The organism is Idiomarina sp. ST20R2A10 (genome assembly GCF_051842345.1).
GTDB classification, from domain to species: Bacteria; Pseudomonadota; Gammaproteobacteria; order Enterobacterales; family Alteromonadaceae; genus Idiomarina; species Idiomarina loihiensis.
Map to the genome: position 1 here is coordinate 815,120 of NZ_JBNIEY010000001.1, position 26,692 is coordinate 841,811.

Genomic DNA, 26,692 nt, shown 5'->3' on the forward strand with positions numbered 1-26,692 from the left:
TAAAACGAAAAAGGCCAGCATAACTGCCGGCCTTTGAATACCAAGTGTTCAATAACCTGAGATTATTCTACCACTTCTTCGTTATCGACTGGTATCGTTAATAAGCCACTACCAAACCAAGTCAGAATTTGAGTTTGCATTTCTGCCGTTACTGCAGCCGATGCTGTTGGATCCAGTAACGATGAATGTGCTCCCCCCAAGAAACTTGCATAAGCAGAAACCGGTGCTCCATCCTCAGACTGAACAGGTACAGTTGACTCAGGAGGCCGAGCATCTGAAAGTTGCATCAAACCAACTAATGGCTGAGTTCCTGCCAGAGGCTTGTTCTCAACTGAGTTTGGAATCACGGTATCGCCATCTGCTTCAAGCAGGAACACAGGAGTGTTTTCAGCGAGATCAGCGGCATAGTTGACAGGGTCACCCGAGTCAATAACGGTTTGAGCTGCAAAAGCGAACTGCTCGAATGTTGCATTAATTTGAGCAACATCGTCGTCTGAAGCTTGCGCCATAAAGCCAGCATAAAAGTCAGTCAAGCTTGTTCCTCCAGCTATAGCTTCGTTTGCTGCTGCTTTAAACTCAGCATTTGCGCTATACAAAAGGTTACTCTTAATCGTTGGGCCAAAGCTGTCTGACGCTAAAAGAAAGTTTGCCAAGCTACCACCAGGCATAGCCAGCGACGCACCTTGGACTTCAAATGCAGCGTCAAGGGCATCACTTCCACTCGGTTGATTACTACGTTGAGCAAAGGCTGTGCCAGCTATTGCCCCTAAAGAATGTCCTAAAAAGTATACGTTTTGAGGATTAACCGGAGCACCAGAGGCGGCTAAATTGTTCAACCCTAGACGTAATGCCAATAAATCAGCTACCGACTGGCGTAAGTTATCGCGAGTTGTTAGCAGGCTTTGGAGGTTCATATATGTTGTTACGTTCTCTTGGCCTGTTGCCGTAACATCAATTTCATTGTCACCATCAGTGTCAAAACCTCGCCCACCGTGGAGCGGGTGATCAATTGCAATAGTAATAAAGCCAGCAGCAGATAATTGAGTAGCAATTGCAGGAGCTGATTCTGCGGCACTACTTCCTATCCCGTGTTGGAATATTACAACAGGCCATCCTCCAGCCGGAGGAGCCTCATAAGCTGGCACGGTCATAAATACAGGTGCATTTTGAACCGATTGCTGTTCCGGTACAGGATTATAGCGAGTCAAATGACGGTCTTCATCAACGCCGGGTAAATCAATTCCATCAGGTTGAGCAATGCAAGCTTCTACCAGAGACTGGATAACTGCTGCTTTATCAGCCTCGATCGCATCCTGAGTCACACCCAAAGTTCCGTTAGGAATAGCTCCGCTTTCGATCCCACCAACAATAGTGACGGGGCTATCACATTTCGCTTCCCAACTGCCTGTGAGGTGAGAATTATCACTCGCATCTTGAGGAGTATGTAAGTAATAAGGCAATGCTATCGATTCACTGTATACATTAGTGTTTTGAGCTACAGCCAACAAAGTAGGATCACTGATACTACCTGAAACATATGTGTCTAGGGTCGCTGTTGGGGCATTGAATGTAATCTGTGGCCCCATGCCTTGATCTTGCGCTAGACCCAATAATGTTTTTGTCATACCCAACACATCACCCACAGACTGAGTAGTGAAGTTCGAGCTATAAATAACGCTTTCAGGGTCAACACCATACTCTGATTGCACTAAGGCACCTTCGTAGCTATTGACGAGCCGCTGTAAAGATAAGGCACTTTCATCACCTGACACAGGCTTCTCATCGGCATTACGCTTCATTAATGTATAGGTTTGTGATGGTTTAACATCGCGACCGAGGGAGTCTTGAATATTGTCGGTCAATACCACCAGGTAACCGGTTTTAGGTTTGAATGGACGCAGTGGTACAACGGCAACACTGCCCTCACCCGTTGCTTTAACCGTAAAGTCGGTATTGTGTTCAAGCTCACCTGTTACGGCACATACAGCCGCAGGATTTGCAGCGGCACATTGCTCAGAAACAGCGCTGCCGCCCTGAATCGTTTCAAATACCCGTATTGAACCCTGAGCTTCCAGGCTCGCAGCTTCAATAGTGACTTTCTCACCGTTTTCATCAACTGGTAATGAGAAATTAAAAGTTAAGGTTGAGTGCGTACCCCAGCCATCAAGCCCATTGATAGCAACCTGAGGGTTTGCTATATCTGACGCATCTTCAACCGGCAAATTCAACGTACCGTCAACTGATCCGCTTAAGAGTATGTTTGTTGGTACAGGTAAAGCACCATTCGACGGATCAAAAACTACGCGAGACGCAGCAACACTAACTTCAGTTTCTGTAACAGGAGCTTCGTCACCGCTACCACAGCCTACAAGGCTAAGTGCAGAACCAATTGCAAGCGGAAGTAATAATTTCTTCATGAGGTATCCTCAATTCTTTTTATGATTTGTTATTTTACGTCTTATCTTAACGATTTTTATACACCTGTATCAAATAAGATGAAAGGCTTTTTACCGATTTTTCGTTCGTTTGCTGAGAAGTTACTCGAATATCGTTACAATAGCCCACTCACCCGACCACAGTCCAATGGTATTAAGAAACTGTTATGGAAATTAAAACCGTACATGATTATCAGGCAAGCCCTGAATTATTGAAAAATAAGGTTATTTTAGTTACTGGTGCAGGCGACGGAATTGGTCGTCAAGCCGCTCTGAGCTACGCGGAACATGGTGCTACAGTTATTTTACTGGGGCGTACGGTCAGCAAGCTGGAGTCGGTCTATGACGAAATTATCGCTCAGGGAAGCCCACAACCGGCAATTATTCCGCTAGATATTAAAGGCGCGACAGAAAATCATTACCGCGATATGGCAGCGACCATTGCCGATCAGTTCGGTAAACTTGACGGCGTACTGCATAACGCTGGGTTGCTTGGCATTCTGTCCCCTTTTACGCACATTGAGAAAGACAGCTGGGACGACATTATGCAGGTTAACGTAACGGGTCAGTTTGCCATGACTCAGGCACTGATTCCGGTAATGGAAAAGTCTCCGAATGCCTCCTTAGTTTTCACGTCTTCCGGCGTAGGAAGAAAAGGCCGGGCATTCTGGGGACCATATTCTGTCAGTAAATTTGCTACAGAAGGTATGGCTCAGGTTATTGCCGACGAGTATGAAGATACCAAATTACGCACCAACGTCATTAACCCCGGCGCGACCCGCACAGCGATGCGTGCAAAAGCGTATCCGGCAGAAGACGCGAAGTCACTTAAAACACCAAAAGATCTGATGCCGACTTATTTGTATCTGATGAGTGACGACAGCATTTCTGATAATGGATTGTGTTTCGACGCCCAGTAAACCGGCAGCTTCGAACTGACGTATCGGTAAAAAGGAAACGTGTTACACTCAATAACATGCATAATTAATTAGGTTACGTCTATGACATCGAAGCTACAGCAGCGAGCCGTTAATATACTTAGGCTCGCTTTGCCTTTCAGCGCATTGTTCAGTTTGTCAGCAGTTGCTGAGCCTCCGGAAATCGAAATTTTTGATAACGTCCGCCAGCAACAATGGGTGGGGGTAAGTCCTGTTAGTCGCGATACTATTTGGATCTCCGGTGAGAAAGGAACCGTAGCCAGAACCACAGATTCAGGGAAAAGCTGGGAGTATTTTCAACCCGGACCTAATGATCTGGATTTTCGCGATATTGAAGCTATTGATGACCGCCGCGCCTATGCATTAAGTGTTGGTACAGGAGGTCAGTCACGTATTTACTATACTGAGAATGGTGGTAACAGTTGGCGTCTGCGTTATCGCGGCGAAGCGGACAGCTTCTTCAACTGCATGGCACTTTCTCCTAGCGGCGAAGCCTGGGTACATGGCGACAGTGTTGGAGATGAATGGCGGATGGTACGCAGTGCCGATGGTCGCAACTGGATGCAAGTTCGCAGCGCGGTCGCCGAGCCGCCTCAATCTAATGAAGGTGGTTTCGCCTCAAGTGGCAGCTGTGCCCGCTTTAATAACGACAACTGGATGATTGCAACGGGTAATGCTGATAAAGCTCGAGTATTAATTAAAGGCTCGTTTGGCATTCGCTTTCGTGTGGTAGAAACACCAATGGAAGCAGGCCCTATGGCGGGCATTACCAGTGTGTGGCCTATTGACGATAAAACCTTTTATATTGCTGGTGGTGACTTAAATGATGCTTCTGGCGATGAAAATCGTTTATGGCATTATCAAAATAACGAATTTGAAGCCTTGCCCGGGCCACCAATTAAAGGCGCTCTTTATAGCTTGAGCCTTATCGATCACAACGGTTCCTGGTTACTAACGTCTAACCCCCAGGGCGCGGCGGCACTTAACCTACAAACTAAGAAATGGTTTAAGCTCTCTGATGCCAACATCTGGAATATTCAGTGTCATGGGGATATCAGTTGCTGGCTGGTTGGTAAAGACGGCTACGTTGGCCGTTTGCAATGGCAGGCGCCGCAACAGCGCCCTAAGCTCTAACAGTTCACGTACATTAAGCGGCTGGAGAACTTAATAAAGCCAGCCCACCTAATAAGTGACGGCTATTAAATCCGTGCCGCTTAAGCACGTTAGCGACAACCTGGCTTCTGTTGCCCGAGCGACATAAGCAAATAATATCGCGTTCTCGCAAGTGTGAGTTACTGTGTATAAACTGAATGACTTCAGTCAATGGTACATTAACCACCTCTGCATTACAGGGAATATCGGACAACACGTGCTCCTGCCGCTCTCGCACATCAACAATTAACAAATCATCGCGATGCCAGAATTCGTCAGTATCTCCGACCGGAATATTAACGCCATCATCAACACGACAGTCGCCGTTTAATTCACAAGGAGTGTAAACAATATGGTGCTCCGAATCCTGTCCAGGGCAAATAAGCGTATTCTCTCCGATAAAACACTCATAAGCGCTTGATGCTGCCTCAGCCCCCGTAAATAAAAAGTCTGATGCAACCCGACTTTTCAGTGTGGCTGATTCACTTAATACATAAACCGGATTACGGCTACCGACTCGAAATAAACGCCGCTCACCAATACTCACACAGCCAATGACGCTGCCTTCGCACTCAACCGGAACCGCGTCGCACGAATCGGCCGCAGAATGCGGCCAGCCAAATACATCATACTCGTCTATAGACTGGTCAGGCATAAGTATTGGCAATAACAACTCGATGGACTGGCTGGTAATTGAATCAGCTGATGTCGATACCACAGCTTTCACTCGATAGTGCTGGCAGCTGACAATATTTTCAATTCTGCCAGCCAAAGCCGGATGAGGATCGATAACGGCTATTTCTTTAGCTTGCTTATCTATCACCAGGTAACAGCAATGATCATCGTACTTCAGTTGCACAACACCATCTAACTGAGCGTCGTTATCGTTATTCGTGTCCGCAACAATTAGACAGGAATTTCTTAATGCGTCAGCAGCTTGTTTTATACGTACACAAGCCTCAGTAATTTCCTCTTGTCGCGTTGCCGGACCAAAAGATAATCGAATAGCGGAACCGCTGCGCCACTCTTCCAGCCCCATAGCGTCTAAAACAAAGCTTTTTGTTACCTTAGAACTGCATGCAGAGCCTGAACTCACTCTTATCTGACAGGCGTCAAAAACATCCATAATATCGCGCGAGGCAACTCCTTCTACGGAGAAGTTCAGCGTCGTAGGAACCGACAGCTCAAAATCATGATTAAATACAATAGAGGGGAAAGCTGACCGCAGGGCTCCAACCAACTGAGATCGATAATCCTGTAATTTAGCTTCACTATGAAAGCGACGGTTACTGCCATCCAGCATCAATTCAAATAATGCATTTAATGCTGCTATTCCGGGTAAGTTTTCGGTTCCGGAACGCAGGCCTGACTCCTGCCCTCCACCAATAATTAAAGGGGTATAAGGTGCTGAATCCCGAACCGCCATAAACCCGATACCTTTGGGGCCATAAAGCTTATGACCACTAAACGGAGCGTAATCAATGGTTGTTTCATCTAAATTAAGAGCTTTTTTCCCTAATACCTGAACGCAATCAACCATCCAGGGTACATCCGGGCTATGCTGACGTATCGTTTCTTCCAGTTGTTTTAAGTTCTGAATAACACCGGTTTCGTTGTTAACAGCCATAGTGCATATCATGGCAGCATCTTTGACATGCTCAGCAATAAACTGGTTATCCAACAGGCCTTGTTTATCAACCGGAATGGCCACAAGCTCTGCCTTCAGCCCAAGTAACTGGTTCCAGTGAGCTAAAGCTTGGGGCACGGCTTTGTGTTCCGTCGCACCATACAGCAGGTATTTTTTTCGCTTATCGGGAGCAACCTGCATAGCTGCATTAATTGCAGAAACCACGGCCGTCTGAATGCCTTCTGTCGCGCCACTGGTAAAAATAAGCCGCCCTGAAGGCAAACCAACAATTTTACGAGCTAACTGACGCGTGGTATCCAGAATATAGCGAGCTTTTAAACCCGTAATATGGCTACTTGAAGGATTACCAAAAACCGTTTCCATCGTATGCGAAACAGCCTGGATAATTTCGGGAAGTACCGGAGTGGTAGCATTACAGTCCAGATAAAGTTCGTTTGCGTTTGTCTGAATATCTACTGGTTTCATGCCACCCTCCAAATTAACTAAAAGTTATATGTTTATAACCTTTATGACTAAAAGGGTCAATGAATCTGGTTTTCTTTCCAGGCTTGTTCCTTTTTCATCCTGTCTTTTCGCTTGTCACATGGTTCATCACAGTCACAGGCTTTTTCCATGCCCAGAGCGCCAATTCCCCCACAGCTACCGGAAATTGTCTTGCGCTGTACAATATAGCCAACGGCCATCGCCAGCACAACGATAATAAATAAGGCGAATACCATTATAAAGGTTTGCATTAAAACTCCTACTACTGCTCGGCCAACAACGGCTTAAATGCATCACTCATATACTCTTCAAAACCGTTTTCGGTTTTATAAATGAGCATAACTGCCATATTGTGTCTTTTTGCGAAGGACTTTGCTCTTTCCGTCCCCATTACAAATAAAGCAGTTGCATAAGCGTCGGCAGACATTGTGTCCTCGGCATAAACTGAAGTAGAAACCAAGTTATGCTGCACAGGAGCACCGGTTACCGGGTTAATAATATGCGAATATCGTTTACCACCTTCTTCATAGTAATTACGATAATCACCCGATGTCGCCAAAGCGCCGTCTTTAAATTGGACAACATGTTGCACCGCACGTTCCGTTGAAACCGGTTTTTCTATCGCCAGGCGCCATAATGCTTCATCCGGTTTGCCGCCTTTTGCAATAACCTCACCGCCAATTTCCACCAGGTACTGCTTTATACGCAACTGATCCAATAAGTGAGCAACTCTGTCGACGCCGAAGCCTTTGGCTATAGTAGACAGATCGACGTATAGATCAGGGTTATCCTTAATCAATTGATGATTTTCTACACGTAGTTTCTGATAGCCCGTTTTTTCCCGAACCGCATTCAACTCTTCTTCAGACGGTTCTTTTTCTGGTCTTGCCTGAGGACCAAAGCCCCAAAGATTCACCAGAGGACCAACGGTTATATCCAGAGCACCTTCCGTTTCCTCAGCAATTTCGAGACCACGATTAACTACCCGTTCAAGGTCACGGCTAATAACCATAGGTTGGGTACTTTTAAACTGATTAAACTGGGAGAGTTCAGACTCTGGATCATAAGTCGACATTTGTGCATTAACTCTTTTGAGCACTATATCAACTTTCTTCTGAATCTCTTCTTTGTTGTGTCTGGGATCCTTAGAGTAGACAGTGACACTATAGGTGGTTCCCATAGTCTTACCGCTAAAGGATATTTTCTCAGGTGCATCAGAACAAGAAACTAAAAAGGCCAGCCCCAGAAGGGCTAGCCAAATTTTAGCAATCGACAGTTTCGATAGCATCATGAATTAACCACCAAAGTCATCCAACATGATATTTTCGTCTTCAACGCCTAAGTCTTTCAACAAGTTGATAACTGCTGCGTTCATGACCGGTGGTCCACACATGTAGAACTCACAATCTTCTGGTGCGTCGTGGTCTTTAAGATAACGCTCATAAAGAACGTTATGAATAAAGCCAGTATCACCTTCCCAATTGTCTTCAGGCTGTGGATCAGACAATGCCACGTGCCAGTCAAAATTTTCGTTCTCTTCGGCCAGCATGTCGAAATCTTCAACATAGAACATTTCTTTTTTAGAGCGGGCACCGTACCAGAACGAAACCTTACGATCAGTTTTTATACGACGCATCTGATCAAACAAATGAGAACGCATTGGTGCCATACCAGCACCACCACCAATAAAGACCATTTCAGCGTCAGTGTCTTTGGCAAAGAATTCACCAAATGGACCTGAAATTGTGACTTTGTCGCCTGGCTTCAGACTGAAAATGTACGATGACATTTTACCTGCAGGCAAGCTTAAGTCGTTAGGTGGCGGCGTCGCTATACGGACGTTCAGCATAATAATGCCTTTCTCTTCCGGATAGTTAGCCATTGAATACGCACGCACAACTTCTTCGTCAACTTTAGACTCAACATCAAAGAAACCGAAACGATCCCAATCTCCGTGATATTCTTCAGAAATATCAAAGTCTTTGTATTTAACGTGATGCGGTGGAGCTTCAATCTGAATGAAACCACCTGCACGGAAAGGCACTTCTTCGCCTTCCGGTAACTGAACAATAAACTCTTTAATGAAGGTTGCTACGTTATCGTTCGACTTAACCGTACAGTCCCACTTACGAATACCAAAAACTTCTTCTGGTAATTCAATTTCCATGTCCTGTTTAACGTTTACCTGACAGGAAAGACGACAGCCTTCACGAGCTTCACGTTTAGTAATGTGGTCAAGTTCAGTCGGCAGTATGTCACCGCCACCCTCTTTAACTGTGACACGACACTGGCCACATGAACCACCACCACCACAAGCTGACGAGACGAAAATACCGGCATTAGCCAGCGCGCCCAGAAGTTTAGTGCCTGGCTGGGTCACGATTTTTTTGTCTTCGTCGTCATTAATCAGGATTTCCACATCACCCTGAGGTACCAGCTTTGATTTTGCGAACATAATAATCGCAACCAAAACCAGTACGATGATGGTAAACATCCCTACACCGAGATATATCTCTTGCATCGATTCGTACCTTTTTTTACCGATTCAACACACTGGTTATAAGGATACGCCGGAGAACGACATAAAGCCCAAACCAATCAGACCCACTGAAATAAATGTGATACCTAAGCCACGCAGGCCATCAGGTACATCTGCATATTTCAGTTTTTCGCGCACTGCAGCCAAAGCAACAATAGCTAAAGCCCAGCCAACACCACTACCAATTCCGAAAACAACGGATTCGCCAAAATTGTAATCACGCTCGACCATGAAAGCTACGCCACCAAAAATAGCGCAGTTAACGGTAATGAGTGGCAGGAAAATACCCAGTGCGTTGTAAAGTGCAGGTACATATTTATCCAATGCCATTTCCAATATCTGCACAATAGCGGCAATAACACCTATAAAGGTCAGAAACTTCAGGAAACTTAGATCCGCATCCGGGAAGCCAGCCCATTCCAGAGCACCTGGGGCCAGAATGTTGTGGTAAATTAAGTTGTTAACCGGTACCGAAATACCCAATACAACAATAACCGCGACACCCAGACCAAATGCTGTTTTTACTTTCTTAGATACAGCCAAAAACGTACACATACCTAAGAAGAAGGACAATGCCAGGTTTTCAATGAAAACCGCGCGGATGAACAGGTTGATATAGTTTTCCATGACCATTACTCCTTAGGTTCAACTTGTTCAGTGCGGAAGGTACGCAGTACCCAGATAAACCCGCCAATGATGAAGAAGGCACTAGGTGGCATCAGTAACAAGCCAACCGGCTCGAACCAACCACCTTGTGATGCCAGAGGTAAAATCTGTACATCAAACAAGCTGCCTGAACCAAAGAGTTCACGAATGAAGCCAACAACCAACAGCACCACTGAGTAACCTAAACCGTTACCCAGTCCGTCCAGGAAGGACATAAACGGAGTGCTCTTCATAGCGTAAGCTTCTGCGCGCCCCATAACGATACAGTTAGTAATGATTAAGCCAACGAACACTGACAACTCTTTAGAAATTGAGTAAGCGTAAGCTTTTAGTATCTGGTCAACGACAATAACCAAGCTCGCAATAATTGTCATTTGGACAATAATACGTACGCTTGACGGAATATGATTCCGGATAATCGAAATAAATAAGTTAGAGCACGCGACAACCGCAGTTAGTGCAATACACATAACCAAGGTGTTGCTCATTTTCGACGTTACAGCCAATGCAGAACAGATACCAAGAATCTGCAGTGCGATGGGGTTGTTGGCGAATATCGGTCCGAATAATACGGACTTCATTTCTTTTACATTAGCCATTGTTCAACTCTCCCTCACGAAGTTTCTTGAGTAATGGACCGTAACCATTTTCGCCCATCCAGAATTGAACCAGGTATTCAACACCATTACTGGTCAAAGTTGCACCAGAAAGCGCATCAACTTCGTGCTCGCCTTTGGCGCCGCCTTTTACCACTTCAAACTGGACGTTACCGTCCTCGCCGTAAACTTCTTTACCTTGCCAAGTTTTGATCCAGGTTGGGTTCGTGATTTCACCACCAAGCCCGGGGGTTTCAGAGTGCTCGTAGAAGTTAACGCCTTTAACAGTGTCAAAGTCGCCTTCTAACGCCAGCAAGCCGTACATGGTTCCCCATAGCCCCTGGCCACGAACATGAAGAACAAGACCTGTTGTTTCGCCGCTTTCATCTTTAACAAGATAAATCTGTGTTAAATTTTCGCGGGTACCTAAACCAGCAGGGTCGTTCTTTTTCTCAAGTTTTTTACTTCTTTCAGGGTCACTCGCTGCTTTGCGGTTGCTAAAAGATGTCGGGTCAATGTCTTCCTTAACGGTTAAATCTTCAAGGCTGACAACCATGGTATCGATGCGTTGCTTGTAAGTTTCAACAACGTCGGTATCGGCTTCCAGAATACCGGCAGCATCCAAAACGTTCTTCTGCATATCAAGTGCCGCATTCTTTTCCTGCATTGGTTTCAAACCAATAGCAGCGCCAGAAACAACAATTGAGCAAACCAGGCAAAGCGCTAGCACGACACCAACGGTCTTGCCTAAACTTTCATTTTTCTTAGCCATTGCGCGCTAACCTCCGTTTGATATTTGCCTGTGCTACAAAGTGGTCAAATAACGGTGCAAATACGTTAGCAAATAAGATGGCCAACATGATGCCTTCCGGGAATGCCGGGTTAATGACACGAATCATGACCGTCATAAAACCAATTAACAAGCCGTACGCAAACTTCCCTTTATTGGTAAAGGACGCTGATACCGGGTCGGTAGCCATAAACATCATTGCAAAGGCAAAACCACCTAATACTAAGTGCCAGTACCAAGGCATTGCGAACATTGGATTGGTCTCGCTACCAACAAGGTTAAGTAGTCCGGAGAACAGAACCATACCAGCAAAGACACCCAGAACGATACGCCAGGAGGCAATACGGAAATAAATTAACGCTAAGCCGCCAATCAAAATCAGTAAGGTTGAGACTTCGCCTACTGATCCCTGGATGTTACCAAGGAAGGCGTCCCACCAAAGCTGAGTATTCCCATAATCCATTTCACCCAGAGCCGCTTTACCTAGGTTTGTTGCACCAGAAAAGCCATCGACGGCAGTCCAGATGGAATCACCTGACATGCTGGCAGGATAAGCGAAGTATAAGAATGCGCGACCGGTTAGTGCCGGGTTAAGGAAGTTGCGGCCAGTACCGCCAAAAATTTCCTTACCAATAACGACACCGAAAGTGATACCTAAAGCAACCTGCCACAATGGTGTTGTCGCCGGTAAAATCAGGGAGAATAAAACCGAAGTAACAAAGAAGCCTTCGTTAACTTCGTGCTTACGAATAGACGCAAACAACACTTCCCAGAAACCACCAACAATAAAGGTAACCGCATAAATAGGTACGTAGAAACAGGCACCATACCAAAGTTTCGTGCCCCATCCAGCACTAGCGCCTAACTCGCCGCCGAACAAGTGGAATAACCCAACCTGCCAGACGTCAGAAAGCGCATAACCGTCAGCCAAAGCCAAAGCAGCCTGGTTACCAACGTTGTACATACCCCAGAACATTGCCGGGAACGTCATCATCCACACCAGAATCATAATGCGCTTAAGATCGATACGGTCACGAACATGCGTAGCCGACTTAGTCACAGTACCTGGTGTGTACAAAATAGTGGCTACGGCTTCGTAAAGCGCGTACCACTTCTCGTATTTACCGCCTTCTTCAAATTGCGGTTCAATACGCTCGAGTGTGTCTTTCAAGCTCATGGTTAGCCTTCTTTCTCAATCTTAGTGAGACAGTCACGCAGCACCGGGCCATATTCGTACTTCCCGGGGCAAACATAAGTGCACAATGCGAGGTCTTCCTCGTCCAGTTCCAGACAACCTAGTTGCTGACCTTCATCAGTATCCCCTGACAACAAGTCACGTAGCAGTAACGTTGGCAGAATGTCCAAAGGCATTACGCGTTCGTAGTTACCAATTGGAACCATTGAACGTGAAGAACCATTCAGTGACGTTGTCATGCTGAATAACTTCTTCGGATTAAAGTGTCCGGCATAAGCACGTGTTACTGAGTGCAAGTCAGAGCCCGGCCGTATCCAGCCCAAAAACTCTTTATAATTGCCTTCCGGAATAACACTAACCTGATTGTGAAAACGACCTAACCAGGCATGCTCGTCATCCGCAGTGTGACCATGCAGGACTGACCCTGAGATAATACGTTGATTATCACCACTTAGCTCACCATCCGTTAACTCATGCAAGTTAGCACCTAAGCGAGTACGCAGTAGACGAGGTTCTTTCACACCTTCTCCGGCAACGGAGACAACGCGGTCAGTAAAGATTTCACCTGTAGTGAATAACTTACCGTAAGCTATAACGTCCTGATAACCTATGTGCCATACCGGGCGTTTGATGCTAGCAGGCTGAAGGAAGTGTATATGAGTACCAACCAAACCTGATGGGTGAGGGCCTGAAAATGACTCCAGCGTGACATCTGCGTCACCAGTATCCACTTCAGCATTACCCTCTTTACAAACAAACAACTTACCTTCGGTCAGGTTAGAAAGAACCTTCAGACCATCAATGAAAGCTTGTTTCTGTTCATTTATAAATAAAGTTGGGTCACCAGCTAATGGGTTAGAATCCATCGCGTTAACAAAAATCGCGCTGGCTTCTGCATCTAATGCCGGAGACTTACTATAAGGACGGGTACGAAGAGCTGTCCATTGACCAGACTCAACCAGAATGTCCTGAACTTTCTCACGACCTAATGAGTTAAGCTTGTCGCTGTCAAATTTGTCAAAAGTAACTTGCTCGTCACCTTTCAGCTCAATAACAACCGCCTGCAACACTCGACGCTCACCACGCAGGATGTCTTTTACTACACCAGCACCAGGGGCTGTGTACTTGACACCAGGGTTTTTCTTATCCTCGAAAATCAGCTGACCTTTCTTAACCTGGTCACCTTCTTTCACGTGCATGGTTGGGCGCATACCCACGTATTCTTCACCTAGGGTAGCAACTGTCGTCACAGCCTTACCGTCGGATAGTTCTTGCTGGGGCGCCCCTTTTATAGGGATGTCCAGCCCTTTCTTGATCGTAATCATATGCGTTTGCACTACTCGTTAAGGGAAGATTCATCACAACCAGCCACCAGGACTGGAAACCTGAATAATCAAATAGTTACCGACACAAACAACCGCCTTCAGGGGGCTTGTCATCGGCAACCTGAAACATTTTCCACACTTATCGTTGGGATTTTAGCATTTTTCCCACAACGCTTACCAGTTTACTTTTGGATCAATATCCGCGTCATAATCGACATTATCGAAGCCAAAACCGAATAAATGCAGGAACTCCTGATGATACCCTTCGTAATCGGCAAGCTGATGGAAGTTGTCCTGAGTGACTTGCTCCCAAAGGGCTTCTATTTTCGCTTGAGTCTTATCGTTAGTTTCGTAACCGTCCATGTGCAGTCGACCTGCTTCGTCAAGCTCAGGGTTACTATTATATAAACCTTCGGTAAACAGGCGATAAATCTGTTCGATGCAACCTTCGTGCGTGCCTTCTTCTTTCATGACTTTATAAATTAATGAAATATAAAGAGGCATAACAGGAATTGCCGAACTAGCTTGTGTTACCAACGCCTTTAATGAAGAAACGTAAGCTTTCAGATTAAGATCATCGCACTCGGCGACAAGTTCTGATGCCGCACGGTCAAGATCTTCTTTTGCACGACCAATGGTTGCATGACCATAAATTGGCAATGTCAGTTTTTTACCTATGTAGGTATAAGCAGTGGTTTGACAGTTTTCGGCCAGCACGCCTGCATTATGCAGAGCTTTAACCCAGCGCTCCCAGTCTTCACCGCCCATGACTTTTACCGTATTGGCAATATCTTCATCAGTAGCCGGATCAAGTGTCACTTCGTGTACCTGATCTTTGTCCGTATTGTAGGTTTTAGTTGTGTATTGTTTGCCTATTGGCTTTAACACTGAACTGTAGACTTCGCCGCTATCGGGGTCTTTACGTTTAGGTGATGCCAGGCTGTAAACAACGAGGTCAATTTTTCCCATGTTTTGTTTGATGTAGTCGATACTTTCCTGTTTAATTTCATCAGAAAATGCATCGCCATTAATTGAATGGAAAGCCAAACCAGCTTTGTTCGCTTCTTGATGAAAAGCGGCAGTATTATACCAACCAGCTGTCGCTGTTTTCTTTTCCGTAGGCTCTTTCTCAAAACAAACACCGAGAGTATGAGCTTCGCTGCCAAAGGCAGCAGTAATTCTTGAGGCAAGTCCGTAACCTGTGGAGCAACCTATGACGAGAACATTCTTAGGGCCATTGGTGATGGCAGGTTTATTACGGACAAATTCGATTTGACGTTTGACGTTTTCGGCACAACCCACTGGATGAGAATTGGTGCAGATAAAACCGCGAATTTTTGGCTTAATGATCATATTGATGTATCCCTGTTGTTCGCATTATTTTGGCTATTGTAACCAATCAAACCACAGGAACACATCAGACATGCGTAATTTTTCTTAATTTGCCGCTATTTTCGACCCACCCAGACAGTTCGGTGAACGTCTGGACTCTCCCAATTGCTCCCACTCACCTTGGGTATAGGTGTGTAACGCCAGTGCATGGATATGATTCATTAGTTCATCCGCTAAAATTTTATTAACCGCACGGTGACGGTTAATAAGTCTCTCTCCACTGAACTTAGGGGTCACTAAGACCACTTTAAAGTGAGATTCAGCATTAGCTCCGCCTGAATGCATATGACTTTCATCCGCTACTTCCAGATGTACTGGAGTAAACGCTTCCCGCAATTTATTTTCAATATCTAGCCCAATAGACATAACGACTCCCCCTCTGCGTTCGCCTCTAATCTTCAGTTTAGTTTACTTATACTGAATCGCAGAAATTTTTTTCAAAAACTTGCTAACTCTACGAATTTTCGGAGAATAAAGTTTGCTCAATATTCAGAGTCATCGACTGCTGCATGACACACTTCATCAATGGCGGATAAGCTGACGACAGCAGGAAAAACGGCATCAACCACTTCGCCTTTAGAAGCCTTTGCTGGTTTAACCAAATGATAGCGTTGTGCACTGACATTTCCTTCTGCCTGCCAGAGTAAAACATCGGTTTGTTTGAAAAGCTTTGATAAAGCATTTATGCCCTCGCTTCTGTGCGGCGGAAACGCCGTACTTTCCCCCGATAGGCGCCAGCCTCTGAGTTCGGCTTCCGATGCCAGCAAAGCCTCATTAATGCGGTTACGGCAAAAACTAAGCTCAATCGTTGCCCGGCTCAGTTGCCAGTTATTATTAGGCAGTAACTGTTCGTCCAGAGCTTTGACTTCAGCACTGTGCAAATCGGTTGTACCTTCCTGCCCGCAGCCACTAAGAACGGCGAGGAATAACCCTGCCACCAAAAAATTTTTAAAAGCCATAAGGAAACCTCCAAGGCTGGATATTATAACTGAAAAGCGCAGATAAACCGTTGTCTTAGTGTTAAAATTTCTGGCAGTATAGAACGTAATTTGTCATAGGGATTCAAATCAGTTTCATGTCATCCATCTCATTTTTTCGTAACACACTTATTGCTGGTGGTCTTAGCTTACTCATGACCCCTTCTGCGCTTAGCTCCGTATGGATTGAAGCAAATGATGCGGAATTGCGGAACAGCTTGATTGTATTAGCTGAATCAGGGCTTATCAAAACACCCATTCAGCAATTTCCAATAACCTGGAAAAGCTTACTGCCGGAGTTGGATGCGCTTGAATTAAAAGGTTTGAGCCCAACCCAGCAATTAGCATTACGCCATGTGCGTCATCAATTATCACAAGCTCAGAATGGGCCTAAAACACGATGGTATATCGGTGCAACGGATAGCGAGCAGGTAGTTCAGGATTACGGCGACGACACCTATGAGGAAGGCAAAATTAGCCTAAGTCGCAGTATGCACGGTACAAACTGGGCGGCAAGAATTCAGGTAAACTATCGTCAGGACCCCTTTGAAGGTGATCACAAAAAGACTCTGGATGGCAGTTACTTAGCTTACAACCTGAATGACTGGAGCTTCAGTCTGGACTCACTGCCACTGCGTTGGGGGCCGGCAGAGCACAGCAGCTTGCTGTTTTCTAACAATGCACGCCCTATGCCTAAAATTCGAATCGATTACGCTCCTGATTATCCACCAGCCGGAATGAATCCATTCAAAATCAGTTTATTCAGCGCCTATCAGGACGACGGATACAGCGACCATTACCGGGTTAACGGCATCCGCTTCTCCAGTCAGTTATTTCAACATTTATGGTTCGGCATTAGCGCCATTGAGCAGAGCGGCGACAACCGCCCCGACAACCGGATGTTGACCGCCGATGCCAGAACCGGTTTCGACTGGGGGACTCATCAGTTTTCAGCTTACGCAGAACTGGGTATTGACCGAAAACTGGAAACCGACGACAAACCGGTATATACCCTGGGCGCACAATGGATGACAGGCTCTAAAGAACGTCGTCATAGCTTCACGGTTGAATACAGTCAGTTAGACGGCGGAGAAGAACACGACTTTTATTCGCTGGACGAAAATCAAAGACAATACTTTCTGAACCACCAGCGTAATCCCGGCTCGCCTTTCCCCCGTGAGAGTCAGACTGTATCTGCCAGCTATCGCCAGTTTTCAGCCGACGGTTCTGCCTGGACGGCGCTGGTCAGTCATAGTAAAGAAAAAGACGATGACACTCTGTCACGGGCTTTACTGCGGCGCACTGAACCTGCTTTTTCGGGGTTAGTTAAACTCTCTCTGCAATACCTTGACGGCAGCAATTACGACGGCGAAGTGGGCGTTCAATTGAGTGGAGAATGGCGCTTTTAACGCGCCAGCTTCTGCCCTACTCCCAGGCTGATGGTGTCCATAACATTAAGCCAGGCTTCATCCAGAGCATTGACTAACGCAGGATAGCCGTCACTTTTCAACGGCGTGCTTTCAGTAAAGGTTCCTTTCAACACCGTCTGGCTATCCTGACTTTTATACTCCCAGTGACCCGCAACAACGGCCCGTGAGTCATTACTTCCATAAAAATCGTCAACCCAAACCGTTAGCTTGCCTTCACAATTGTCAGCCAGCAAAAGGCGCTGAACACTACGCTGAAGTTGATGCGCCAGAGGCGTACTCCAACGGTGCTGCCGGGCACTATGCCAGCGGGTTTCATCCTGCTGTAGCTGCAACCCGGGTTTCGCCGCTGAATCACCCACAAATACAGGACGCTTATCCGCATGACACAAGGCTTCCGCGGACTCACTCAAATGTGGAAGTCGATATTGCGTTATCTCATATGAGTTAGAGGAACACCCGGCGAGCAACGCAATTGCTGCACCAGTAACAAACGGCTTGAGTATTTTTGGAAAAGAATATCTGCTATTCATAAGCTTTCGGCTCCGGATCGGGCTCTATAGATGGGCTAAAAATAAGCGAGTTCGGCTGTTCCTGTAACAACTCAATTACCGGTTTTAACTCACGTGAGAGCTGCTCAATTTCAGTTAACGTTTGATTCAGCTGCTGTCGTGTCGGGGAACCTTCATTAAAACTGCCGGTAAGCTCTTTCAGCTGAATAAGATTTTGCTGCAATAACTGAGGCAATTGCTTCATTTGTGGTTGCTCAACAATAGCCGCCAAACTTTCCGACACACTATCAAGCTTCCTGGCCGTACTGTCGACCGAACTCATCGCTGCCGAAAAGTCATTAAGTCCCTGCTCCAGTGGCAACTGATTGAACTTATCCAATAGCGCCGTTAACTTTTCTTCCAGTCGAGTGAAGTCACTAGCCATTGCCGGCATAACCGGGTATCCGGCAAATATATCGTCGCCACTTTTCTCACCAGCGTTCGGATAAAAGCGAACATCGACAAATAAGGTATTGGTTAACAAGTTAGAGGCTCGGATATTCGCTCTTAAACCCTGCTTAAATAATTCTGGCAAACGTCTTTCCCAGTTTTCAATATCGGTATCGGCCACCAACCCTCTTAGGCGCTCAGGTTCAAAGCGAATAAGAATGGGAATACGTTTTAAAGGAGCTTCATCACCGTTTTCCGGGAACCAACGCAGCGGCACCTCTCTTACCGTACCAACACGCACCCCTTTAAATTGAACAGGAGCTCCTTTTTCAAGACCCGCAATAGACTCATCCAGTAAAACAACGTAATCAATACCGTGAATATAGCCTTGCTGTTTTGCTTCCTCCAGACTTTCAAACAGCTCAAACTCCTGTTCACTGGTAAGCTTATCCCCCCGTGGCTGTCCTTCAGGAACACCAAAAGTCACACTGGCTCCCAATAGGGACTCGATGGAGCCCAAAGCCAAGTCCAGTCCCTGAGAATTCCACTGAATAGAAACGCCCCGCTGCAACCAGAACCGCGTATTTTCGGTAATAAGCTCATCATAAGGAGCCTTTACAAAAATTTGATATCGAGTTTGTCGTTCATCGACCTGAAACTCCGACTGCTCTACCTGACCAACGGTGAAACCTTGATATTGCACTGAGTCACCTACTGTTACGCTGGTTTGCCCCTCGCTGGTCAAATTTAACCGGCGCCCTGGAGTTTCCTGAGAAGTAACAGGTGGCTGTTCCAGTGCTTTAAAATGCGACTGCTGCTCCTTAGAGTCTCCTGGCTGCAAACGAATATAAGCACCTGATAGTAAAGTTCCCAACCCGCTAATTCCCTGTCGTCCAATTCTGGGTTTTACTACCCAAATTCGGGTCTCCGGGTTTAACATTCGCTCGGTGCCTTCGTTCATCGCCACTTCTATAACAGCCGAAGAAAAGTCTTCCGACAGGCGCACTTCAGTAACCTGTCCGACGTCTACGTTACGAACTTTCACCTGAGTTTTTCCGGCTTCGATGCCTTCCGCGTCCCCTACCGCCACAGTAATAGTGGGCCCGGTTCCGCGCGTATCCTGCCAAACCATCCAAAGCGCCACAGCAAGAGCCAGCAGCGGTACAATCCAGACCGGTGATATGCCGGAAAATTTGCGGACCTTAGTCGTTGAACTCTCTGTCATTTATCTGCCTCTCGCCAGAATAAGCGTGTATCAAAACTCATCGCTGCAAGCATAGTAAGAACCACAGCTGCCGCGAATGAAACCGCAGCACTGCCCGGGTAAACCGACATAACGGAACCACTACGAACCAAAGCTACCAGTATCGCAACAACAAAAATATCGATCATTGACCAGCGCCCTATCCAGTCCGTCAGTTTGAATAAAATAAGACGGTGGCGAACCGTTTGCGGGGTTTGCCAGCGAGCTAATATTAGCAAAGTTATCAGCACCAGTACTTTAGCCACAGGTATAACCAGACTGGCGACAAAAACAATAGCCGCTATTGGTTTATCCCCACTTTGCCATAACTCCGTTACTCCGCCAATTATGGTTGACGGTTGGTCGCTACCAAATCGGACGGTTTCCATAACCGGTAACCAATGCGCCGGAATTAACATAATAGCGCCGGCAGTAATTAACGCGACCGTTGTGCCTGGCCTACGCCACCAGGATGTTTTCTGTGGCTCTGTGCATTGGTAACAAGTATCAGCGTTCTGAGAATTCAGTGCATAACATACCGGGCAAGTCTGTAACCCTTGTTCAAATGCTGTCATTCCGGGTTGACCGTCAGGTGCTGACTGTGGCGTTTTAATCAAATGCCGCCAAACGGGTGTCTGTTTCACCCGCTCATAAACGAAAAGTAACAGCACAACAAAGGCGCTAAAGCTCCAGAAGCCCTCCAGTAAGCGAATATCTGCCAGGCTGGAGATCTTAACCAACGCCACCAAAGTGCCAAGCAGGAAAACGTCGGTCATTAACCAGGGTTTTAGATGTTCGGTTAAGCGCAGTAAATATAGACTACTTCGGTTTCGTGCTGCGTTTTTAGCATGACTGTAAACCCAAATCAGGCTCACCAGGTAAATAAACGGAATGAGAATAACCGTTAAAAGAACTAACACAGCCAATACTTTTTCGTGAAAATAAGAAAGCTGCCACGCAGTGTCCAGTAGGGTCATTGACTGTTCAACACCGGCCGCAGAATAACGAATAAAGTCGACCGATAGACTGGCTAAAAGCATGACCAGAGCCGAGGTGGCTATTGCCACCAAAGTAAAATGCTTTGCTTTCTTACCATGCTCCAGAATGTACCCACAACGTGGGCATTCAGCTCGTTCATTCGCCGAAAGAACGACTCGTCGGCTTACCCAGTCGCATTGAGGGCAGCCGACAACATCATTCTTTTCGTTCTGCGTTATCCTGCTCGACGTCATTTTCTTCAGGCTCCGCTGAAATCATGGCTATTACCGTCCAACCCGGCTGCGGTATCAATTCCCTTTCGGTGGTAAAGATATGGAGTTTTTCGGCATCGTCCAATGCAAACATCGGCAAGGCACGAGTTCCATACTTCTGCTGATAGTCTGCAAAACTAAAACTGTCGGTAATAGGTGTCGACTTAATTTTAGCGCCTTTAAAATGCAGGCTGGCAAGTTTTGAATAAGTTACGCTGTCGCCAAACAAGTTTAATGTTTTGCGGTAGTTTTCAGTCAACTGGTGGCTGGCCCGGTAGTCCTGCTCACCACCGTTCAGGCCATGCACTTTTCTGGAACCAAACCAGTCCTGATAATACATCGACACTAAGGGGTTCAGCTGTTTGTAAGGTGACATAACTAACAGTTGACCAAGGCCAGTTAGGTCAATGTTGTTAGCGGCGTGCTCAGATGCCGGATTACCAAAATACACCGGTAAATTATCCATCCGCGCTAACTTGATGTTTTCCCAGTTAGTATCAGCCAGACGAACGGGGATGCCGCTTTCCTGTATGCTTTTTGCAACGGCCCGCGCCATTTGGTTAGCACCGAAAATTAAGAAGCCTTTGGCTTGTGGTTCCAGCAGCCCAAGCATTCTGGCTAATGGTTTCGCGGTTAAACTCTGCAATACAACGGTGGTCATTATCACCAGAAAAACCAGTGGAACAACCGCCGCGGCTTCGGTCCAGCCAGATTCTTCCATTTTTAACGCAAATAATGCAGAAACTGCCGCCGCAACAATACCGCGGGGCGCTATCCAGGATAATAAAACCTTATCTTTAAATCTTAATTCTGTTCCTATCGCAGACAACCACACAGCCAAAGGGCGCACGGCAAACAAAATAATGGCAATTAGAATAACCGCGGGTATCCCCAGCGCATCAAACTCTGAAAAATCCAGTCGGGCGGCCAGAATAATGAAAAGCGCGGAAATAAGAAGCACACTGAGGGTTTCTTTAAACTCCAGTATTTCTTCCATATTAAGGTTACGGGTATTAGCCATAACCATGCCCATAACCGTAACGGTCAATAAGCCAGACTCATGCTGAATCGCATTAGATAACGCGAAAACACCCAGCACTATGGTTAAGGTAGCAACGTTCTGTAAGTAATGCGGAAACCAGCCTCGCCCCAGAGCCAGGCCAAGCAAGCGCGCTGCGCCCCAACCCAGAGCAAAGCCCAAAGCGATAGTAGTTGCAAAGGCCTGCAAAGCGTGCAGGAAAGCAACGTCCTGGCTGGCAATAATAAACTCGTATACCAATACCGCGAGCAAGGCACCCAGCGGATCAATAATAATGCCTTCCCAGCGCAAAATATTCGCTAACTTATTAATCGGCCGGATAGACCGTATCATGGGCTGGATAACGGTCGGCCCTGTGACCACAACAAGGGCTCCGAACAAGGCTGAAATTTCCCAGCCATAGCCCATAATAAAATGCGTTAGTATGGCGATAACAACAAAGGTTACCAGCATGCCGATGCTAACCAGGTTGGTTACCATGCGACCATGACCACGAATTTCTTCAAATTTCAGGGTCAGGCTGCCTTCAAATAAAATAACCGCCACCGCTAATGAGACAAAAGGAAAGAGTAAATCCTCAAATAGCGAGTCTGGTTCAAGTAACCCCAGAGTGGGCCCTAGCAGTAAGCCACAAATTAACAACGGCAGTATTGCCGGCAGCTTAATACGCCACGCTAACCACTGACAACTAATGGACAATACGCCAATCAGGGCAAGCATCGATAAGTCAGACATAATTTCTCCGCTGAAAGTAAGTCGTTTTAGAATAGCAGAAGCTAACACTCTGACTACCCTCAAATAACGAATTTAGATGACTATTTTTTTAAATGAGAATGGCTATCATTATTCGCTTTGTTTGATATAATCATCGCGTTTCTCTCAAGATAGTTCGTTAAGGAGTCATCTGAAATGCGTAAGTTTCATTCACTACTGGCAATATTTGCTGCGACTTCTGCGACACTGGTGTCCTTCACTAGCGCCGCCGCTGAAGTTAATATTTACTCAGCCCGAAAAGAAGCGCTGATCAAACCCGTTCTGGAAAAATTTACCGAAGAAACGGGCATCGAAGTTAATTTACTAACCGGTAAAGCCGACGCGCTACTTGCCCGGCTTAACTCCGAAGGCAAAAATACCCCGGCAGATTTATTCTTAACCGTTGACGCAGGAGCTTTGCACCGCGCTGTTCAAGCTGACGCATTCCAACCGGTAAGCTCTGACGAAATTAATTCAGCCGTTCCTTCGCATTTTCGCTCTACCGACAACCTTTGGTTCGGATTAAGTTTACGCGCCCGCCCAATTTTTTACTCGCCAGAGCGCGTTAACCCGGACGAACTGGAATCTTATTTAAGCCTGGCGGATGATAAGTGGAACGACCGTATCTGCATTCGCTCTTCCAATAACCTGTATAATCAGTCGTTAGTTGCTGCGCTAATTGAACACCACGGCGCAGAAAAAACGGAAGAATGGGCAGAAAACTTTGTCGCAAACTTTGCCCGTAAACCGGTTGGTGGTGACCGTGACCAAATTAAAGGCGTTGCCTTTGGCGTTTGCGATATCGCAGTTGCTAATACCTACTACTTTGGCCATATGCTGAACTCCGATGACGCAGAAGAGCGTGCAGCGGCCGAAAAAGTGAAAATATTCTGGCCAGCTCAGGACAAACAAGGTGCCCATGTGAACGTTTCTGGTATAGGTATCACCAAACACGCTAAAAACGTTGACGAGGCTCAAAAGCTAATCGAGTTCCTGGTCTCTGAAGAGTCACAAAAATGGTATGCTCAGGCAAACTATGAATACCCGGTTCGCGAAGGCGTTGAGTGGAGTGAAACACTCCAGCAATGGGGTGACTTTAAGCAGGATGACATTGAAATGGATATTCTGGGTGAAAATAACGGCGACGCCGTGCGCTTAATGAACCGTGCCGGCTGGCGTTAATTTGCTACCAGGAGATGCATAAATGAACCGTGGCACGCTGTTGCTGTTTGCCGTCGCGGTCTTGATAGGGCTACCACTCATTGTGGTAGCTTTGTCGTTACTGAACCCTCAATGGGACACTCTGCAACATCTTTGGCAAACCGTGATACCGGAATACATCGGTCATTCAGTGATCTTATTATTCGCTGTCGGTACCGGTGTCACTTTGCTTGGGGTAAGTACTGCCTGGTGTATTAGTCAATACGACTTTCCTGGCTGGCGCTGGCTAAGCTGGGCGTTATTACTTCCATTAGCAATGCCCGCCTACATTACGGCCTATACCTATACCGGCCTGCTCGACTATGCAGGCCCTGTGCAAGGCCTTCTCCGGGACATTTTCTCCGTCAATATAGGTGAGTACTGGTTTCCGCAAATACGCAGTCTGAACGGTGCTATTTTTGTTCTCTGCATTGTTCTTTACCCCTACGTTTACCTTATTACCCGCTCCGCTTTCATGCAGCAATCGACAACCGCGTTTGAAAGTGCGAAAACCCTGGGTGCCAGCTCATTAAGAAGTTTTTGGAAAGTTGCTCTGCCACTGGCGCGTCCGGCTATAGCAACCGGCGTCACTCTGGCGTTAATGGAAACTCTGGCCGATTACGGCACCATGGAATACTTCGGAGTCACGGTATTTACCACAGGTATTTTCCGCACCTGGTACGGTATTGGTGATGCGCAGGGAGCGCTGCAGCTATCGGCTTTACTGCTGGTATTTGTCATTATTTTGATAATGGTCGAGCGTTACTCAAGACGCCGGGCTCGTTTTTATCAGCAGCGTTCTGCAACCAAGCCTCCTCAACGCCGGCCATTAAGCGGCTGGCGGGCGGCGCTGGCTTCGCTGGTTTGCTGGCTACCCGTCGTGCTTGGTTTTATTATACCGGCAACACAACTCCTCTGGTGGTCGGTTCAGAAGTCTGAAATATGGCAGCAAAGCGAATTCTGGGTGCTAACCTTTAACACGCTTTGGTTGGGTTTATTAGCCGCATTAATCACTGTCGCTCTGGCGTTATGGCTTGCTTATGGTCGCCGTAGCCACCCTACCCGTCCCTTGCGGGCCGCTATCAGCCTGGCGGGCATGGGCTACGCTATTCCCGGTATTGTTATAGCGGTTGGGTTGTTGTCACCTTTAGCCTGGCTTGATAATCAAATTATCGCTACTAGTGAATGGATATTTGACTTTAATCCCGGGCTATTATTTTCCGGTACCGTTATCGCGCTTTTATTTGCCTACAGCGTTCGGTTTTTATCCGTGTCATTGCAAACCGTTAACTCGGGGCTGGAACAAATTACACCGCAAATGGACGATACAGCGCGAACTCTGGGCGCCAGCGGTAAACGTATTTTATGGCGGGTTCATTTGCCGTTGCTCCGCAGCCCGTTGCTGGCTGCGCTAATTTTAGTACTGGTTGATGTCATGAAAGAACTACCGGCCACGCTGGTGTTACGTCCGTTTGACTTTAACACCCTGGCGGTGCGCGCATTTGAAATGGCGTCAGATGAACGCTTAGCCGATGCCGGGCCACCCGCATTGATGATTGTCGCAGTCGGGTTAATTCCGGTTATTATGCTGTCCCGGGCCTTACGCAGCAAAACACTGAAAACAGGAGAGTAAATGAGCACATTACTGAAGATTGACGCAGTCAGCATCCAGCTCTCCGGTGACCTCATCGTAGACAGACTGAGTTTGTCTCTGGAGCCAGGTGATATTGGCTGCCTGCTCGGCCCCAGCGGCTGTGGTAAAACCACTTTGCTGCGCGCTATAGCCGGTTTTATTCCGGTTTCCAGTGGACAGGTTGAGCTGCATGGAAAAACCGTCTCATCCGGCCGGGTGCAAATACCAACCGAGCAAAGACAAGTGGGTATGATGTTTCAGGACTTTTCATTGTTCCCGCACTTAACCGTGGCCGACAATATTCGTTTTGGCATTAATCGTTTACCTAAAAAACAGCAGGAAGAGCGAGTTAAAGAGCTACTCATCCGCATTGGTCTTAACGGTTATCAAAATCGCTACCCGCACGAGCTATCCGGAGGGCAACAACAACGTATTGCTCTGGCCCGTGCTCTGGCTCCGAAACCTAAACTGATGCTGCTTGATGAGCCCTTCTCCAGTCTTGATGCCGAACTACGCGAAGTTCTGGCTCACGACGTAAGACGATTGCTAAAAGAAGAAGGTATTACCGCCTTGCTGGTTACTCATGATCAGCAGGAAGCCTTTGCCATGGCAGATAAATCGGGCGTCATGTATTCAGGTCAGCTACTGCAGTGGGAAACGCCTTATGCCCTTTATCATCAACCAACGCATCAACTGGTCGCCGACTTTATTGGCCGCGGCGTTTTGCTCAATGGCGAAATAAGAGAACATCAATTACATTGTGCATTTGGAATCATAGAGCACTCTCAGTTGCACAACAAACCCGACATGAGTGTTAACTTTTTAGTTCGCCCCGATGATGTATTAATTAATAACGATAGCAGTATGCAGGCCATAGTGGTTGGCTGCGGTTTTCGTGGTTCTCATTATCTCTATACTCTGGAGCTGGCCGACACCAGTCACGTGCTGGCTGTAGGTCCTTCGCATCAACCGTTAAAGACAGGCGAACAAATCGGGATTGATATCGACTTTGATCACTTAGTGGTATTCGACTCGTCTTTGTGCGAATTGCCTGACTAATTAGCCCGTAA

The 26,692-nt window shown here is 46.7% G+C and carries 23 protein-coding genes; 6 read left to right on the forward strand and 17 right to left on the reverse strand.

The window, feature by feature from the left end:
- Positions 1-62 precede the first annotated feature (62 nt).
- Positions 63-2,417, reverse strand: a complete 2,355-nt coding sequence (locus tag ACP7H9_RS04000; protein WP_439222196.1) for a VolA/Pla-1 family phospholipase — start codon at positions 2,415-2,417, stop codon at positions 63-65.
- Positions 2,418-2,602: 185 nt separating this feature from the next.
- Here ACP7H9_RS04000 and ACP7H9_RS04005 point away from each other — a divergent pair, with 185 nt between their 5' ends.
- On the forward strand, positions 2,603-3,355 hold the full coding sequence (locus ACP7H9_RS04005) for a YciK family oxidoreductase (protein ID WP_114981574.1): 753 nt from the start codon (positions 2,603-2,605) through the stop codon (positions 3,353-3,355).
- An 81-nt stretch (positions 3,356-3,436) separates the two neighbouring features.
- Positions 3,437-4,507 (forward strand): WD40/YVTN/BNR-like repeat-containing protein, encoded by a 1,071-nt coding sequence (locus tag ACP7H9_RS04010; protein WP_114981575.1) that lies wholly within the window; start codon positions 3,437-3,439, stop codon positions 4,505-4,507.
- A gap of 13 nt (positions 4,508-4,520) precedes the next feature.
- Here the strand turns inward: ACP7H9_RS04010 and ACP7H9_RS04015 are convergent, their stop codons facing one another.
- The 12 genes from ACP7H9_RS04015 to ACP7H9_RS04070 form a co-directional block, all read right to left on the reverse strand.
- Positions 4,521-6,638, reverse strand: coding sequence for an aminotransferase class V-fold PLP-dependent enzyme (locus ACP7H9_RS04015; protein ID WP_011234293.1), 2,118 nt, complete (start codon positions 6,636-6,638; stop codon positions 4,521-4,523).
- Between the two features lie 56 nt (positions 6,639-6,694).
- Positions 6,695-6,907 carry a (Na+)-NQR maturation NqrM gene (gene nqrM, locus ACP7H9_RS04020; RefSeq protein WP_034819948.1) on the reverse strand — a complete coding sequence of 71 codons (213 nt, stop codon included), beginning with the start codon at positions 6,905-6,907 and terminating at the stop codon, positions 6,695-6,697.
- 11 nt (positions 6,908-6,918) lie between these two features.
- A complete protein-coding gene (locus ACP7H9_RS04025; RefSeq protein WP_439222197.1) occupies positions 6,919-7,947 on the reverse strand; it encodes an FAD:protein FMN transferase in 1,029 nt (342 codons plus the stop codon).
- 3 nt (positions 7,948-7,950) lie between these two features.
- Entirely contained in the window at positions 7,951-9,177 is a 1,227-nt protein-coding gene (nqrF, locus tag ACP7H9_RS04030; protein WP_011234296.1) for an NADH:ubiquinone reductase (Na(+)-transporting) subunit F, read from the reverse strand.
- Between the two features lie 36 nt (positions 9,178-9,213).
- Positions 9,214-9,822, reverse strand: a complete 609-nt coding sequence (gene nqrE, locus ACP7H9_RS04035) for an NADH:ubiquinone reductase (Na(+)-transporting) subunit E (RefSeq protein WP_011234297.1) — start codon at positions 9,820-9,822, stop codon at positions 9,214-9,216.
- A gap of 5 nt (positions 9,823-9,827) precedes the next feature.
- Positions 9,828-10,460, reverse strand: a complete 633-nt coding sequence (locus ACP7H9_RS04040; RefSeq protein WP_011234298.1) for an NADH:ubiquinone reductase (Na(+)-transporting) subunit D — start codon at positions 10,458-10,460, stop codon at positions 9,828-9,830.
- On the reverse strand, positions 10,453-11,229 hold the full coding sequence (locus ACP7H9_RS04045) for a Na(+)-translocating NADH-quinone reductase subunit C (RefSeq protein WP_439222198.1): 777 nt from the start codon (positions 11,227-11,229) through the stop codon (positions 10,453-10,455). The genes ACP7H9_RS04040 and ACP7H9_RS04045 overlap by 8 nt, the downstream gene beginning before the upstream one ends.
- Positions 11,222-12,424 carry an NADH:ubiquinone reductase (Na(+)-transporting) subunit B gene (locus tag ACP7H9_RS04050; RefSeq protein WP_114981577.1) on the reverse strand — a complete coding sequence of 401 codons (1,203 nt, stop codon included), beginning with the start codon at positions 12,422-12,424 and terminating at the stop codon, positions 11,222-11,224. The genes ACP7H9_RS04045 and ACP7H9_RS04050 overlap by 8 nt, the downstream gene beginning before the upstream one ends.
- Before the next feature lie 2 nt (positions 12,425-12,426).
- Complete coding sequence (locus ACP7H9_RS04055; RefSeq protein WP_011234301.1) at positions 12,427-13,767, reverse strand: Na(+)-translocating NADH-quinone reductase subunit A; 1,341 nt, start codon at positions 13,765-13,767, stop codon at positions 12,427-12,429.
- A gap of 174 nt (positions 13,768-13,941) precedes the next feature.
- Positions 13,942-15,120: an enoyl-ACP reductase FabV gene (fabV, locus tag ACP7H9_RS04060; RefSeq protein WP_011234302.1), complete on the reverse strand. Its 1,179-nt coding sequence runs from the start codon at positions 15,118-15,120 to the stop codon at positions 13,942-13,944.
- Positions 15,121-15,204: 84 nt separating this feature from the next.
- On the reverse strand, positions 15,205-15,525 hold the full coding sequence (locus ACP7H9_RS04065) for a BolA family protein (protein WP_011234303.1): 321 nt from the start codon (positions 15,523-15,525) through the stop codon (positions 15,205-15,207).
- Between the two features lie 116 nt (positions 15,526-15,641).
- The gene (locus ACP7H9_RS04070; protein WP_011234304.1) at positions 15,642-16,118 is read right to left on the reverse strand and encodes a hypothetical protein; all 477 of its coding nucleotides are present in this window, start codon (positions 16,116-16,118) and stop codon (positions 15,642-15,644) included.
- Between the two features lie 116 nt (positions 16,119-16,234).
- Between ACP7H9_RS04070 and ACP7H9_RS04075 the strand changes: the two genes are divergently transcribed.
- Entirely contained in the window at positions 16,235-17,545 is a 1,311-nt protein-coding gene (locus ACP7H9_RS04075) for a capsule assembly Wzi family protein (RefSeq protein WP_011234305.1), read from the forward strand.
- Here the strand turns inward: ACP7H9_RS04075 and ACP7H9_RS04080 are convergent.
- The 4 genes from ACP7H9_RS04080 to ACP7H9_RS04095 are packed head-to-tail and all read right to left on the reverse strand — an operon-like array spanning position 17,542 to position 22,771.
- Entirely contained in the window at positions 17,542-18,096 is a 555-nt protein-coding gene (locus tag ACP7H9_RS04080; protein WP_011234306.1) for a PqiC family protein, read from the reverse strand. The two genes, ACP7H9_RS04075 and ACP7H9_RS04080, sit on opposite strands and share 4 nt — an antisense overlap.
- Positions 18,089-19,729 carry an intermembrane transport protein PqiB gene (pqiB, locus tag ACP7H9_RS04085; protein ID WP_011234307.1) on the reverse strand — a complete coding sequence of 547 codons (1,641 nt, stop codon included), beginning with the start codon at positions 19,727-19,729 and terminating at the stop codon, positions 18,089-18,091. Before pqiB ends, ACP7H9_RS04080 begins: the two co-directional genes overlap by 8 nt.
- Positions 19,726-20,979 (reverse strand): PqiA/YebS family transporter subunit, encoded by a 1,254-nt coding sequence (locus tag ACP7H9_RS04090; protein ID WP_081423217.1) that lies wholly within the window; start codon positions 20,977-20,979, stop codon positions 19,726-19,728. The genes pqiB and ACP7H9_RS04090 overlap by 4 nt, the downstream gene beginning before the upstream one ends.
- Positions 20,942-22,771, reverse strand: coding sequence for a cation:proton antiporter (locus tag ACP7H9_RS04095; protein WP_114981579.1), 1,830 nt, complete (start codon positions 22,769-22,771; stop codon positions 20,942-20,944). Before ACP7H9_RS04095 ends, ACP7H9_RS04090 begins: the two co-directional genes overlap by 38 nt.
- Before the next feature lie 174 nt (positions 22,772-22,945).
- Between ACP7H9_RS04095 and ACP7H9_RS04100 the strand changes: the two genes are divergently transcribed.
- From ACP7H9_RS04100 to ACP7H9_RS04110, 3 genes are read left to right on the forward strand one after another with little or no spacing between them, the layout of a single operon-like run.
- Positions 22,946-23,971, forward strand: coding sequence for a Fe(3+) ABC transporter substrate-binding protein (locus ACP7H9_RS04100; protein WP_114981580.1), 1,026 nt, complete (start codon positions 22,946-22,948; stop codon positions 23,969-23,971).
- Between the two features lie 22 nt (positions 23,972-23,993).
- Positions 23,994-25,622: an ABC transporter permease gene (locus ACP7H9_RS04105; RefSeq protein WP_114981581.1), complete on the forward strand. Its 1,629-nt coding sequence runs from the start codon at positions 23,994-23,996 to the stop codon at positions 25,620-25,622.
- The gene (locus ACP7H9_RS04110) at positions 25,623-26,681 is read left to right on the forward strand and encodes an ABC transporter ATP-binding protein (protein WP_011234312.1); all 1,059 of its coding nucleotides are present in this window, start codon (positions 25,623-25,625) and stop codon (positions 26,679-26,681) included. It begins immediately after the preceding gene.
- Positions 26,682-26,692 lie beyond the last annotated feature (11 nt).